Raw genomic sequence first — 13,868 nt, forward strand, 5'->3', positions numbered from 1 at the left:
GAGCTCCCCTAATCGAGGTTCGTCAGGCCCTGGCGGCGGCCCTGGCCGCCGACTTGACAGCCTTGGCGTCCGACTTGGCCGCGGCCTTGGCGGCCAACTTGGCAGCCTTGGCGGGCTCGCGGCGCAGGACCTTCGTCCGGAGCACCGTCTCCTGCAGACCGAGCTGGCGGTCCAGTTCCTTCACCGCTTCAGGCGTCGAGGTCAGGTCGAGCACCGCGTAGATGCCCTCGCTGCTCTTGTTGATCTCGAAGCTCAACCGGCGCTTGCCCCAAACTTCAACCTTCTCGACGTTGCCGCCCGACGTCTTGATGACGTTGAGGAACGTGTCGAGAGACGGCGCAATCGTGCGCTCGTCGAGACTGGGGTCGAGGATGACCATCACTTCGTAATGACGCATGAGGACCACTCACCTCCTGTGGACTCGCGGCCACGGGCTTTCCGTGGCAGGAGGGTCGTCGCGTCAGCAACTGACAAAGGTTAACAGAGCGCGTCCGGCGACTACGCAGGGGTGCGGCGGAGCACCCAGGTCCGCACCAGCGCGCCTGTGACCAGTGCCAGCAGCAGCACCGCGGCCAGCACCGGAGCGCCGACGCCGCCGGGTCCGCTCAGCCGGGGCAACGCCGTCGCGCGGCCGGCCGCCTGCACCGAGTCGCCTTGGACACCGGTGCCGTTGGACGCGCGGGGCACCTGCGAGCCGTACCGGACGCCGGGCGACGGCGAGTACAGGCCGGGCATCGCGAACGGCAGCGAGCCGTAGCTGAACAGCGGCACGCGACCGAAGTTGGAACCGATGGGATATAGCGAGAAGTCGCGGTTGCTCGGCGCACCCGCGCCCACGCCGGGAACTCCAGGCTGGGTGCCGGGTTGACCCGGTGGGGTTCCAGGCTGCGGCGAAGGCTGCTGACCAGGAGGTTTCGGTGCTCCGGGGATCGCGCCGACGGCCTGCTGCGAGGCGTCCGCGATCGCCTTGGACCCGTCCTGGACGGGCGCCACGACCTGGTTGACGGCGACGACCGTCACCTGGCAGCCCTGCGTCAGCGTCGAGCGCACGGTCTTGTCGAGCGTGCCGAGGATAGGGCCGAGCAGCGGGATCTTCTGGACCTCCGCCATCACGGCGTTCGCGATCGTGGCACCGCTGATGGTCGTCGTGCCGACCTGCACCGCGCCGATGGGCATGGGCTTGGCCTGCGCGAACGCCTGCTTGAACGGTTCCGCGAGCGGCGGCCCGAGCAACGGGACGGCGCGCACCAGGTCCGTGATCGGCTGCGTGACCGCGGCCGGACTGAGGGAGACGGGGGTGCCGGGCGCGCCCTGCACGGTGGTGGCGCAACTGCCGACCACGATGGGTTCCGCCGCGTGTGCGACCCCGCCCACCGAAGCGGACACGAGGGCCAGCAGCGCCGTGGCGGCGACGCTCAACAGCCTCATGCGAACCCCTTTCCTACTCTCTAGTAACGACCGTAGGTCCTGGTGGTGACGTAGACCATCCCCAGTTTTTCCAATTACTCCTATCGGCGGCGGCTGCGATGGCGTTATGGACGCCGACTACCCTCCTGCGTATGCGCATCGGGGCCCATGTACGCGACGACGACCCGGTCGGCGCCGCGGCCGAACGCGGGGCCGAGGTCGTCCAGTTCTTCCTGTCGGATCCCCAGGGCTGGAAGAAACCCAAACCTCATCCGCAGACGGACGCCCTGCTGGCTTCCGACCTCGAAGTCTTCATCCACGCCCCGTACATGATCAACATCGCGTCGCTGAACAACAAGATCCGAATTCCGTCCAGGAAGAACGTGATCCAGCACGCGGAGGCCGCCGCGACCGTGGGCGCGAAGGGCCTGATCGTGCACGGCGGGCACGTCACGAAGGGCGAGGACCCGGCAGAGGGCTTCGCGAACTGGCGCAAGTTCTTCGAACGCCAGGTCGCCGACGGCGGCTTCGCGGTCCCGGTCCTGATCGAGAACACCGCGGGCGGCGACGGCGCCATGGCCCGCACGTTCGACTCCCTCAAGCTGCTCTGGGACGCGGTCGGCGAGTTCGGCGCGGGCTTCTGCCTCGACACCTGCCACGCGTTCGCCGCCGGTGAGGACCTGGTCGGCATCGTCGATCGGGTGAAGGCCATCACCGGCCGGATCGACCTGGTGCACCTCAACAGCTCGCGCGACGAGTTCGGTTCCTCGCGCGATCGGCACGACAACATCAAGACTGGCACCATCGACGCCGACCAGCTGGCGGCCGTGGTCGCCAGTGCCGGATGCCCCGTAGTGGTGGAGACACCGGACGAGGGCCAGGCCGACGACATCGCCTTCCTGCGCGACCGCGCCGGCCGGTGAACAGCGTGCACGAGGTGGTGAGCGTGACGCCCGAGCGAGGCGACGCCGGGCGTTTCGCGACCCGCTTCGGCAGGCCCGCCGCTGTCGTGCTCGTGCTGCTGTGCGGGCTCACGCTGCTGCTGGGCTTCATCAACAAGGACCGCTGCACCGGTCCCGCGTTCGACCAGTGGGGCCGCACGCAGCCCGACTACGACGAGCGCAACAAGGAAGACGTCTGCTACTCCGACATCCAGCACCTCTGGATCGGGCGCGACATCGACCGGCACGTCTTCCCGTACGTCGACGGCAACATCAACGACAAGGGCACCCTCATCGGGGGCTCGGTCGAGTACCCGGTGCTCTCCGGCCTGATCATCTGGGCGGGTGCGATCTTCGCGCACAACGACGCGGAGTACCTGCTCTACTCGTCGCTGCTGATGGCGCCGTTCGGCCTGCTCACGGGCTGGTTGCTGGGCAAACTCGCCCGCTGGCGCGCGTTGCTGTGGGCGATCGGTCCACCGCTGATCCTCTACGCCTTCCACAACTGGGACCTGCCGGTCGTCCTGTGCTCGGTCGCCGCGGTCTTCGTGGTGCACCGCTGGAACCGGCCACTGGTCGAGAGAGCCACGGTCGCGTCCGTGCTGCTCGGTCTCGGGTTCGCCTTCAAGGTCTACCCGGCGGCGTTCGTGCTGCCGCTGATGCTCTTCGTCGCCACCGGCGGCTGGCGCGGTCAGGAGATGCCGGACGGCAAGAAGGCCGACATCGCCGGCGCGGTCAAGGTCGGGCTCGCCTCGATCATCACGGTCGTGCTGGTCAACCTGCCGTTCGCGATCGCCGGCTACGACGGCTGGGCGGCGTCGTTCGAGTTCCAGCAGCTGCGCCGGGTCGACATCACCACGAACTCGATCTGGTACTGGGGCCTGCGGCCGTTCATCGGCGACGACGCGATGCAGTCGCTGGTCGGCGTCATCTCGCCGATCACGATCCTGATCTCGTTCGCGATCGCCGCCGGCTACGGCTGGACGCGGTTCCGGCGCGAGGGCACCTACCCGTGGATCGCGGTGTCCGGCGCGATGCTGTGCGGCTTCATGCTGCTGCACAAGGTCCACTCGCCGCAGTACACGCTGTGGCTGGTGCCGTTCCTCGTGCTTCTGCGCGTGCGGCTGGCCTGGGCGTTCGCCTACTTCGTGGTCGACCTCGCGATGGGCATCGGCATCTTCCGCTGGTTCTGGGCGATCGAGTTCGGTCAGCCCGCCGGGATCTACGACAGCTTCTCCGCGCAGGCCGTGATGATCGGCGTGTGGGGCAGGGCCGCGTTGCTCGTGGCGCTGTTCGTGGTCTTCCTCAAGGCCAGGGACGTGACCGAGGACGATCACGAAGACCTGAAGTTCCTCCGCGGGGCCGTAGCAGCGAAGACCTGATCAGCCGCAGACTTCACCCGTGAGGGTGATCATCGCGCTGGCGTTGCTGCTGGCCTGCGGCGCTTCCGGCGTGCCCGTGCGCTCGGAGGTGATCCGCTGGCTGCCCGTGTGGCAGGCCGTGCCGACGCTGTCGAGCTCGGTGCCGGACCAGAGCGTGCGCACGACCGTCGATCTCGCGGCGGGCGGCACGTCGGTCAGGGTGCGGCTGTCGAACCTGATGGGCATCAAACCGGTCCGCGTCGAGCAGGTCACCGTCACCGCTGACGGCGAGACGCGGCAGCTCACGTTCGGCAGGTCCCGTTCCGTCACGATCAGGGCCCGCGACGACGTCTACAGCGACGCCGTGCAGCTCAAGGTCACCAAGACGCTCGACATCAGCACCTACGCCCCCGCCGGCACGCCGTGTCAGGCGCGCGCCCATCGCACGATCACGTCGACGCGCGAGCAGATCTGTCTCGTCTCGGCGGTCGAGGTCGCGGGCTTCACCGCGCCGGGTGCGGTGGTGATGTTCGGCGACTCGATCACCGAAGGCTTCTACGAGAACACCTGGCCGTCGTTGGTCGAGAGCGACTACGCGGTGCTGAACGCGGGCATCAACGGCAACGGAGTGGTGCTGGGCAACGCGCCGATGGTCACCCGTGTGTACCGGGACGTCCTGTACAGCAAGGAAGTGCGCAAGGTCGTGCTGCTGGGCGGCATCAACGACATCCAGAGCGGCGTCAGCGCCGAGAACGTCATCGCCGGCATCCGCACCGTTCAGCTGCGGTGTCAGAACCAGGGCGTGGAGTTCCACGTCGGCACCATCACGCCGTGGCACGGCTGGTACACGTGGACCGAGGAGAAGGAGCAGCAGCGGCAGAAGGTGAACGCGTGGATCCGCGCCACCTTCCCCGCCGCGATCGACTTCGACGAGGCCGTGCGCGACCCCGCCGATCCGCTCAGACTGCGTCCGGAGTTCGACTCCGGTGATCACCTGCATCCGAACGGGGCCGCATTCGGTGCGATGGCTCGCCTCGTGCGGGTCTGACGATCTGCCGGTCCGGCGCGTCGGCCAGGACGCCCGCCAACGGGTCGTCACCCGCCATCCGCACGAGGTCGCGCTCCGGGTGGTAGATCTCCTTCAGGATGATCACGCACAACGTGATGACAGCCGCGTCCCGCAGCAGCACGGCGCCGAGGAACCAGTCGATCGGCAGTCCCTTGTTGTCCGTGCCGAGGTAGAAGTACATGCGCGGCACCCACACCAGCGCGTCGACCGCCATCCACGCCAGCAGCAGTTTCCAGCGAGGCAACGCCAGCACGGCCAGCGGCACCAGCCACAGCGAGTACTGCGGGCTCCACACCTTGTTCGTCAGCAGGAACGCCGCCACGACCAGGAACCCGAGCTGCGCGAGCCGGGGCCTCGTCGGCGCCGAGAGGGTCACGTAGGCGATGCCTGCGCAACAAACGAGGAACAGCACGGAGCTGACCGTGTTCAGGACCGTCGGCGGTTGGCCCTGCGTCAGTCCCGGGTCGAAGCCCTGCCACCCCGTCCACTGGACGAGCACGTTGTAGAGCGTGTCCGGGTCCGCGTTGCGTTCGGTGTTGAGGCGGAAGAACTCTCTCCACCCCGTCTGCGAGGCCGGGTTCAAGGCGATCGGCGCGTTGACGAGCGCCCACGCGCCGATGGCGGACGCAGTGGTGGTGAGGCCTGCCTTGATCCTGTTGGACCGCCAGCACAACAACAGCAACGGCCCGAGCAGGAACAACGGATAGAGCTTCGCCGCACCACCGAGCCCCAGCAGCACGCCGGCGAGCACGGGTTTCTTGCGCGCCCACGCCAGCAGGCCGGCCGTCGCGAACGCCGTCGCGATCGTGTCGAAGTTCGTGAACGCGTGGACGATGACCAACGGCGACACCGCCACGATCGCCGCGTCCCAGGTCCTGCGCCTGGCGATCCTGGCCACCGAGAACACGGTCACCAGCCACGCCACGGCCAGCCAGAACGCGGTGACGTCGAAGAACACGATCACCGTCATCGGCAGCCCGGGGACGAGTGCCACGAGGCCCTGCGCCACCCGCGCGTTGAGCCACATGAACACACCCGTGACCACCGGGTACTCCATGTACCGGACGTGCTCGGTCGGCTTGCCCTCGTCGTCCTTCCACGACGTGATGTACGGGAAGGCACCGCGCTGGTCGAGCCGTTCCGCGGTGTAGAGCGGCACCGTGTCGGAGTAGCAGAGCGCGGTGAACTGCTTGCTGCCCCGCCAGTCGAGCTGCACGACGCCCTTGTCGTCCGTGTACTGCTGGACGCAGGGCGACTTCTGCACCCACCCCAGCAGCAACGTGACGACGGCGAGCATCAGGATCACCCGCAGCGCCGTCCAGAAGTAGTTCCGGCCGATCTGCGCGTGCTCGCCGAGAGGACCGCCGAACGGTCTGCTCAGGCCGCGGGCGAGCGGCTCGGTCCACGTGGGGGCGACGCGCTCTTCGTGAGTGAGCGAATCGGTTTCCTCGGAGAGGTCCTTCTCGGGGGCCTCGGCGGGAAGCTCGGCAGGGCTGCTGGGCACGTCGCGGATGTTACGGCCAAGACCGTTTCGCCGTGGTCAACATCCCTGGACCGAAGCAGAAAGGGCCTGCCGCGGAGTACGCGTCAGGCCCTTTCTCATGCTCGATCTTTATCCGCCACCCGGATTGCGGCCCCCGTTGGGGTCCTCCGGTTCGCCACTGGGGTCCGGCGGGCCGGACGGCGGGCAGATGATCTGGCCACAGCCCGACGGCCTGGTCGGCTTGGTCTGCGACGGCTGCGTGTTGCTCGGTTGCGTGTTGCTGGGCTGCTGATTGCTCGGCTGCTGGTTGCTCGGCGGCGGCGACGGCGGGTCGGACTTGCGCGGTGGGTTGAAGTTGCCCATCGGGACCGGCTTCGCGAACGGCTCCTTCTGCGCGCCCGCGAGTGCCGCGTCCATGAACTTCTTCCACATCAGACCAGGCAGGCCACTACCGAAGATGGGGTTGCCCTGCTTGTTCTTGATGGCCACGTTGCCCTGGTCCTTGCCGACCCACACGGAGGTGGACAGCTGCGGCGTGTAGCCGACCATCCAGGCCTTCGAGTTCTGGTCGACGCTGCCGGGGAGCTCGTGCGTACCGGTCTTGCCGGCGCACGGGCGGCCGCTGGCACACGCGATCGGCCCTGACGGGATGTCCTTCAACGTCTCGGTGACGTTGTCCGCGATGTCGCGGCTCTTCGTCTCGACCGGGTCGAACGCCGGCACCGGCTGGTCGACGTGCTGGTAGAGGACGTCACCGGTGGGGCCGACGATCTTCGTGACGAAGAACGGGGCCCGGTAGATGCCGCGAGCCGCGAACGTCGCGAACGCCGAGGCCATGTCGAACGGCCGCACCTGGGCGCTGTCGGCACCGATGGAGATACCGGCGGTGGGCGGGTTGCCGCCCTCACCGACCAGGGTCTGCTTCTCCTGGCCGCCGACTCGGACGACCTTCGGGATGCCGGCCGCGTGTGCCGCGTCCGCCACGGCCTTCGTGCCCGTGCCCTCGGGTCCCGCCACCATGTCGTAGAACACGGTGTTGAGGGACTCCTTCATGGCCTGCTTGATCGGGCACTGCTTGCCGCACTGGCTGTTGCCGGCGTTGCGGATCTCGACGCCGGCGATCTTGCGCGGCGTGGCGTCGTAGGTGTCGCCGATGCCCTTGCCCATCTTCAGGGCGGCCACCAGGTCGAACGGCTTGAACGACGAGCCGGCCTCCTGGATCGTGCCCTTGGCGTAGTCGATGCCCTTGAGGCCGTCCTTGCCGGGGTAGTAGGCCTTGACGGCGCCGGACTGCGGTTCGATCGCGCTGAGCGACGTCCGCAGGTCGGCGTCCTGGCCGTCCATCACGGAGTTCACGGCGTCGACCGCGGCCTGCTGCATCTTCGGGTCGATCGTCGTGTGGACGGTGACGCCGACCTTCTGCGCCTTCTCCATCGTGAGGCCGACGAGCTCGCTGTCGATCTCGTTCTGGATCTGCTGGCTCACGCGGGCGAGCGGTCCGTCGAGGCTCGCGGGCTGCGTCTGCTCGAACGGAAGGGGCGTCGGATACTGGCGGGCGTCGTAGTCGGCCTGGCTGATCCACCCCTTCTCGCGCATCTGCTTCATCACGAACTCCCAGCGACCCTTCGCGTGCTCCTCGTCCTCCGACCACGAAGGGATCTGGATCATGCCCGCGATGAAAGCGGCCTCTGAAGGAGTGAGTTCCTTCATCTGCTTGTTGTAGTAGACCTGCGCGGCGGCCTTCATGCCGTTCGCGCCACGACCGAAGTACACCGTGTTCATGTACGCGGTGAGGATCGTGTTGTGGTCCGACTCGTTGCTCATCTTGTAGGCCTTGACGAGCTCCGTGAACTTGCGAGTCAGCGTCGGGGCCTCGTTGTTGGTGGCCTTCTTGATGTACTGCTGAGTCAGACCGGAACCACCGGAGCTGCCGCCGGTCGCCTGGATCCAGACGGCCCGGACGATGGCCTTCGCGTCGAAGCCGGGGTTGTCGTAGAAGTTCGCGTCCTCCGCGGCCATGACGGCCTGCTTGACGGTGTCCGGGAGCTCCTCGTACGTGAGCAGTGTGCGGTTCTCACCGGGTGAGGTGATCTTGCCCATCTCGGTGTCGTCCGAGTAGAGCAGCGTGACCGTCTTGTCCTGCTTGGCCGCGATGTCGCTCGGCCGAGGCCAGTCGACGAGCGGGTACGTGACCGCGATGGCGATCACCGGGCCGAGGATCATCAGACCGATCGCGACGAACGCACCAATTCGGACGCGCTTCCAGATCTTCTTCTTGCGCAGACGACGCTCCTCCTCTTCGGTGAGCTCCGGCTCGTCGTCGTAGTACTCGTCGTCATCGTCGGCGACACCGGCCATGAGGAACTCGTCGTCCGGCTCGCGGTGCGTGATGAGCTCGGGCTCGCGCTGCGTCGGCCGGTTGACCGGCGGCATCTGCGTGGTGCGTTCCTCGCCGGGTTTGCGCGGGGGCATGCCGGGGCGACCGGGACCGCCAGGGCCGCCCTGAGGGCCGCCGGGTCCGCCAGGTCCACCGGGGCGACGGCCACCGGGGGGCGGCGCGATCGGCATCCCGCCGGGAGGCGTCGGAGGACGGCCGCCCGGACCACCGGGGCCGCCCTGAGGGCCACCAGGACCGCCGGGACCGTTCATCCCAGGTCCCGGCGGGCGCCCCTGAGCGCCAGGAGGCACACCAGGACCGCCCTGCGGACCGCCTGGTCCGTTCGGGCGGCGTGGCGGCTGTTGCTGTGGGAAACCACCAGGTGGCGTGCCACCCTGGGGAGGGCGCGCGAAACCGCCGGGTGGAGTGCCCGGTCGTGGCTGATTCGGGACATCGCGCCTCGTGCCGCCGCCGTCCGGGTCGTCCCCGGTCGGCCACTGCGGCTCGCCTCCGCGCTGCCGGTCATCATGCTGGTCGTTCACGTGAAAAGGCCTCCCAGACCGGCGTGCATCAGCACACGGTTCGGTGGTCGTACTTCATTCGGAGCAGTGTCACCTGTGGGTCATTCCGCCGCAGTCCTCCTGCGTGGCTTTTCCAGCCCACGCTTCCCCAGGACGTATGACTGCACCAGGTGGTTCCAACTGCACGTGCGACAAACTTCAACTAGGTACACGGAGAACTCGTCGAAGAGGTTCGCCATCTTCACCAGTTCTTCAGGCGTGCGCGCCGAGCCGGCCGCGTGCTTGAGCTCGTCACCGTAGACCCACGACACCTGCGTGAGCGGTTCCTTGCGACACACCGGGCAGGGCACGTCGGTCGCCGTCCCGTGGAACTTCGCAGCTCGCAGCAGGTACGGGTTCGCGTCGCAGACCTCCATGGTGCCCGTGCGACCGGCATAGACCTCCGCCAGCAGCGCACGCCGCTGCAGCGAGTAGTCCACCACCTGCCGTTGGGTCAACACGTGACCAGAGTACGTGCCGACCGCTTTCCGATGATGGGCCGTTCAGGGCAGCGGGGTCCGGCGCGGTATCACGGTGTGCCACATCCCACAGTTGTAAGGAGCCATCGATGTATCGAGCCGATATAATCGCCTCACCTATCGGTGCAGGTGCGAGGAGGTGACTCGTGTTCGAGTTCGCGCTGCTCGGCCTGCTGCACGAGGCGCCCATGCACGGCTACGAGCTGCGCAAGCGCTTGCATGACCTGCTCGGAGCGTTTCGAGCGTTCTCGTACGGATCGCTGTACCCAACACTGCGGCGACTCCAACGTGCGGGCCTGATCGTGGAGGAGGGGCCGGAGGAGTCGGCTCTTTCTTGGGGACGTCGGGCACGCAAGGTCTACAAGCTGACTCCCGAGGGCAAGGAGCGGTTCGCCGACCTCCTGGCCAACGCGGGGCCGCAGACCTGGGACGACGACTCGTTCGGGGTCCACCTGGCGTTCTTCTCGCGCACGCCGGCCGACGTCAGGATGCGCATCCTGGAAGGCCGCCGGCGGTGTGTCGAAGAACGCAGGGAGGGGCTCCGCGAGCGGCTCACGCGCACGGGAGAGCAGATCGACCGCTACACCCGTGAGCTGCACAGCCAAGGCCTGGAAAGCACGGAGCGCGAGGTGCGGTGGCTCAACGAGCTCATCGCGCACGAGAAGTCCGAGCAGGACGAGTAGCGATTCACTGTTGATCAAGGAGGACTCGGCAATGGGCGAAAACCGCCGCACCGTTCGAGTGGCCATCGTCGGGGTGGGCAACTGCGCGGCGTCGCTGGTGCAGGGCGTCCACTTCTACCGCGACGCCGACCCGAACACCCGCGTGCCCGGTCTGATGCACGTGCAGTTCGGTGACTACCACGTGCGCGATGTCGAGTTCGTCGCAGCGTTCGACGTCGACGCGAAGAAGGTCGGTGTCGACCTCTCGGAGGCCATCGGGGCCAGCGAGAACAACACGATCAAGATCGCGGACGTGCCGCCGCTCGGCGTCGTCGTCCAGCGGGGTCACACCTTCGACGGTCTCGGGAAGTTCTACCGGGAGACGATCGAGGAGTCCGACGCCGAGCCGGTCGACGTGGTCGCGGCGCTGCGCGAGGCCGAGGTCGACGTGCTGGTCTCGTACCTGCCGGTGGGTTCCGAGGACGCGGACCGCTTCTACGCCCAGGCCGCGATCGACGCTGGTGTGGCGTTCGTCAACGCCCTGCCCGTCTTCATCGCGTCGGACCCGGAGTGGGCGGAGAAGTTCCGCGCCGCCGGCGTCCCGATCGTCGGTGACGACATCAAGTCCCAGGTCGGCGCCACCATCACGCACCGCGTGCTGGCGAAGCTCTTCGAGGACCGCGGCGTCCAGCTCGACCGCACCATGCAGCTGAACGTGGGCGGCAACATGGACTTCCTGAACATGAAGGAACTGGAGCGCCTGGAGTCCAAGAAGGTCTCCAAGACCCAGGCCGTCACGTCCCAGGTGGACCGCGAGATGGGCAAGCGCAACGTCCACATCGGCCCGTCCGACTACGTGGCGTGGCTCGACGACCGCAAGTGGGCCTACGTGCGCCTCGAGGGTCGCGCGTTCGGCGACGTGCCGCTGAACCTCGAGTACAAGCTGGAGGTCTGGGACTCTCCGAACTCCGCGGGCATCATCATCGACGCCGTGCGCGCGGCGAAGATCGCCCTGGACCGGGGCATCGGCGGCCCGATCCTCTCGGCGTCGTCGTACTTCATGAAGTCCCCGCCCGTGCAGTACTCGGACTCCGAGGCGCACGAGGCCGTCGAGAAGTTCATTCGCGGCGAGATCTGATGCGGTGAAGGGCCGCTCTCCTCGCGAGGGCGGCCCTTCTCGTTCAGCGCTTCGAGAGCCGCAGCTTCTGCCAGCTGCCGTCCGCGGTCCACCCACCGTCGACGGGCAACGCGACACCGTTGATGTACCTGGAGTTGTCGCCGGCCAGGAACCGCACCGCCTGCGCGATGTCGTCCGGCGCGGCGAACCTGTTCATCGGCACGTGGTCGGTGATGTCGTCGTCGACGTAGTACCCGCCGGCCTGCGACTCGACGTCCATCTCGGTCTTGACCCAGCCGGGACACACGGCGTTGACCCTGATCCCCCGCCCGCCCCACTCGACGGCGAGCGTCCGCGTCAACCCGATCAGCCCGTGCTTGGTCGTGTTGTACGCCGCCCGGTCCGCCACGCCCTGCAGCCCGGCGACAGACGCGATGTTGACGACGCTTCCGCTGCCCTGGTCGAGCATGACCCGCCCCAGCGCCTGCGTGAGCAGGAACGGCCCGGTCAGGTTGACCGCCATGATCCGTTCCCACTGCTCGAGGCTCGTGTCCTCGAATGGCACGATGCCCGCGATCCCCGCGTTGTTGACCAACACGTCCACGCGCCCGTAGGTGCTGGTCACGTGATCGGTCAGGCGCTGGACGTCCGCGGCGCTGGCGACGTTGCCGACGATCCCGTCCTTGCTCTCCTGCAGGTCGAAGCCGACGACGGCGAACCCGTCCTCGCGCAGCACGTCCGCGATCCGCAGGCCCATGCCCTGCGCGGTGCCGGTGACCACAGCAACTCGTTGCGTCATGCCGCCACGCTAGTCAGCTCTGCTGGCAAATCACGCAGACGTTCCAGTCGAACGTGCCGGACGGTCGGGCGTCGAGCCGCCGTCCGATGACCACGCCGACGACCCTTGCCGCCCCCGCCCGCTTGAGGGCGATCGCCGACGACTGCAGGCTTGCGCCCGACGTCCACTGATCATCGACGAGCAACACGTGCTTGCCACCGACATCCGTGAGGACGGTGTACTCGTCTGGCCGAAGCTGCCGGTTGTTGGTGCTCGACGTGCTGAGCGTCTCGGCGAATCGGTACCTCGTGATGTTGAGACGCCTGCTGAGAATGTCGATCAACGGATGGGTGGCTGTGCGCTGCCGCGTGCTCGGCACGACCGTCGCGATGTCGAACTCTCCAAGGCATTGATGGTGCTTCGCCAGAAACGTCGCGAGCACGTAGGCCAGTTCGTCGGTGAACTGCTTGCGCATCTGGGGGCGCTCGCCGTACTTGTACTTCGCCAGCACGTGGGCCAGCTGCCCGCCTTTGCCTGCCATCGAGATGATCACGACGTCGTCGGCCAGCTCCGCGCCGAACTCGCGGAAGTGACCGTTGCACTGCAGGCAACGCGGATATCCGTCTGTGGGACGAAAGCACGTGGTGCACGAATTCGGTCCGCGACCGGTCGGTGCGATCAGGATGTTCAGGTACCGCTCGAGGATGCGGCTGAGCGGGCTCACGTCAGAGGTCGATCAGGTCCGGGACTCCGGCGCGCAAATCGTCCAGCACGCGCAGCAGATGGTCGGGACCTTCCAGGACAGTCGTGTTCGGTCGCTCGGACATCTCACGGCCCCAAGAAGTGCCGGACACGACCTCGGGCAGTAGGAAGACGTGCCTGCCGTGTTCGAGCGCGAGCCGTGCCTGAATCCGGGTACCGCTGTGTTCACCCGCCTCGACGACGACGGTCGCGACGCTGCAGCCGCTCATCACGGCGTTGCGCATCGGGAAGTGGTGCTTGGCGGGACCGGCGTCCGGCCAGAACTGCGACAGCACGGCTCCCGTCCTGCCGATCTCCTGCAGGAGGCCTGCGTTCTCGGCCGGGTAGCAGTGGCGCAGGCCGGTGCCGACCACCGACACAGTCCGGCCTCCGGCGTCCACGACGGCCCGATGCGCGGCCGTGTCGATGCCTGCCGCGAGACCGCTGAAGACCGTGATGTCGTGTTTGGTCAGTGTTGTCGCGATCTCGCGCGTGAGGTGTAGGCCTCGCGCGCTCGCGTGCCTGCTGCCGACGACGGCGACGCCGAACTGGTCGGCGGGGTCGAGGAAACCTTTGCAGGTCAGGAAAGGCGGTCGCTGGTGCACCATGAGCAGCTGGACCGGGTACTGCTCGTCCAGCACGGTGACGAGGTGGATTCCCTCGTCCTGCCAGGACTCGATCTCCTTCTCGACCAGTTCCAGGCGGCCGGCCAGATCGGGGGCGATGTGGTCCAGCGTCGGCTGGTCGGGGGTGAGCAGCGACTCCAGCACGGCCAGGGCGGAACCCGCGTCTTCCACGGCGCTCGTGACGTCGGCCCAGCCGCGCTCGCTGTCGCGAAGTGCGAGCAGGAACGCCGCCTGTTCACGCCGGTTCACCACTGCCACATCCTATCG

The 13,868-nt window shown here is 67.6% G+C and carries 13 protein-coding genes; 5 read left to right on the top strand and 8 right to left on the bottom strand.

Features of this window, described 5'->3' with window-relative positions:
* Positions 1 to 22: 22 nt before the first annotated feature.
* Together rpsF and OG205_RS32985 are read right to left on the bottom strand one after the other, a co-directional pair.
* A complete protein-coding gene (rpsF, locus tag OG205_RS32980; RefSeq protein ID WP_330271829.1) occupies positions 23 to 397 on the bottom strand; it encodes a 30S ribosomal protein S6 in 375 nt (124 codons plus the stop codon).
* Positions 398 to 498: 101 nt separating this feature from the next.
* Positions 499 to 1,428: a hypothetical protein gene (locus OG205_RS32985; protein ID WP_330271830.1), complete on the bottom strand. Its 930-nt coding sequence runs from the start codon at positions 1,426 to 1,428 to the stop codon at positions 499 to 501.
* A gap of 131 nt (positions 1,429 to 1,559) precedes the next feature.
* Between OG205_RS32985 and OG205_RS32990 the strand changes: the two genes are divergently transcribed.
* The 3 genes from OG205_RS32990 to OG205_RS33000 are packed head-to-tail and all read left to right on the top strand — an operon-like array spanning position 1,560 to position 4,757.
* Positions 1,560 to 2,330, top strand: coding sequence for a deoxyribonuclease IV (locus OG205_RS32990; protein ID WP_319976412.1), 771 nt, complete (start codon positions 1,560 to 1,562; stop codon positions 2,328 to 2,330).
* Between the two features lie 23 nt (positions 2,331 to 2,353).
* Complete coding sequence (locus OG205_RS32995; RefSeq protein WP_330271831.1) at positions 2,354 to 3,730, top strand: glycosyltransferase family 87 protein; 1,377 nt, start codon at positions 2,354 to 2,356, stop codon at positions 3,728 to 3,730.
* 19 nt (positions 3,731 to 3,749) lie between these two features.
* Positions 3,750 to 4,757: a GDSL-type esterase/lipase family protein gene (locus tag OG205_RS33000; protein WP_330271832.1), complete on the top strand. Its 1,008-nt coding sequence runs from the start codon at positions 3,750 to 3,752 to the stop codon at positions 4,755 to 4,757.
* Here OG205_RS33000 and OG205_RS33005 read toward each other — a convergent pair.
* The 3 genes from OG205_RS33005 to OG205_RS33015 all read right to left on the bottom strand — a co-directional run bounded on the left by OG205_RS33005 (position 4,669) and on the right by OG205_RS33015 (position 9,659).
* Positions 4,669 to 6,282, bottom strand: coding sequence for a glycosyltransferase family 87 protein (locus OG205_RS33005; protein ID WP_330271833.1), 1,614 nt, complete (start codon positions 6,280 to 6,282; stop codon positions 4,669 to 4,671). The two genes, OG205_RS33000 and OG205_RS33005, sit on opposite strands and share 89 nt — an antisense overlap.
* Before the next feature lie 108 nt (positions 6,283 to 6,390).
* A complete protein-coding gene (locus OG205_RS33010; RefSeq protein ID WP_330271834.1) occupies positions 6,391 to 8,733 on the bottom strand; it encodes a transglycosylase domain-containing protein in 2,343 nt (780 codons plus the stop codon).
* Positions 8,734 to 9,260: 527 nt separating this feature from the next.
* A complete protein-coding gene (locus OG205_RS33015; protein ID WP_330271835.1) occupies positions 9,261 to 9,659 on the bottom strand; it encodes a DUF5318 domain-containing protein in 399 nt (132 codons plus the stop codon).
* 164 nt (positions 9,660 to 9,823) lie between these two features.
* On the opposite strand from OG205_RS33015, the gene OG205_RS33020 reads away from it, so the two are divergent.
* Together OG205_RS33020 and OG205_RS33025 are read left to right on the top strand one after the other, a co-directional pair.
* A complete protein-coding gene (locus OG205_RS33020; RefSeq protein WP_030480153.1) occupies positions 9,824 to 10,360 on the top strand; it encodes a PadR family transcriptional regulator in 537 nt (178 codons plus the stop codon).
* A gap of 31 nt (positions 10,361 to 10,391) precedes the next feature.
* The gene (locus tag OG205_RS33025; protein WP_330271836.1) at positions 10,392 to 11,477 is read left to right on the top strand and encodes an inositol-3-phosphate synthase; all 1,086 of its coding nucleotides are present in this window, start codon (positions 10,392 to 10,394) and stop codon (positions 11,475 to 11,477) included.
* Between the two features lie 43 nt (positions 11,478 to 11,520).
* Here the strand turns inward: OG205_RS33025 and OG205_RS33030 are convergent, their stop codons facing one another.
* The 3 genes from OG205_RS33030 to OG205_RS33040 are packed head-to-tail and all read right to left on the bottom strand — an operon-like array spanning position 11,521 to position 13,853.
* Positions 11,521 to 12,255: an SDR family NAD(P)-dependent oxidoreductase gene (locus OG205_RS33030; protein ID WP_330271837.1), complete on the bottom strand. Its 735-nt coding sequence runs from the start codon at positions 12,253 to 12,255 to the stop codon at positions 11,521 to 11,523.
* A gap of 13 nt (positions 12,256 to 12,268) precedes the next feature.
* Positions 12,269 to 12,958: a ComF family protein gene (locus tag OG205_RS33035; protein ID WP_330271838.1), complete on the bottom strand. Its 690-nt coding sequence runs from the start codon at positions 12,956 to 12,958 to the stop codon at positions 12,269 to 12,271.
* A gap of 1 nt (position 12,959) precedes the next feature.
* Positions 12,960 to 13,853, bottom strand: coding sequence for a DNA-processing protein DprA (locus OG205_RS33040; protein WP_330271839.1), 894 nt, complete (start codon positions 13,851 to 13,853; stop codon positions 12,960 to 12,962).
* Between the last annotated feature and the right edge of the window lie 15 nt (positions 13,854 to 13,868).

This window comes from Lentzea sp. NBC_00516 (assembly GCF_036346835.1).
Taxonomy (GTDB): Bacteria; Actinomycetota; Actinomycetes; order Mycobacteriales; family Pseudonocardiaceae; genus Lentzea; species Lentzea sokolovensis.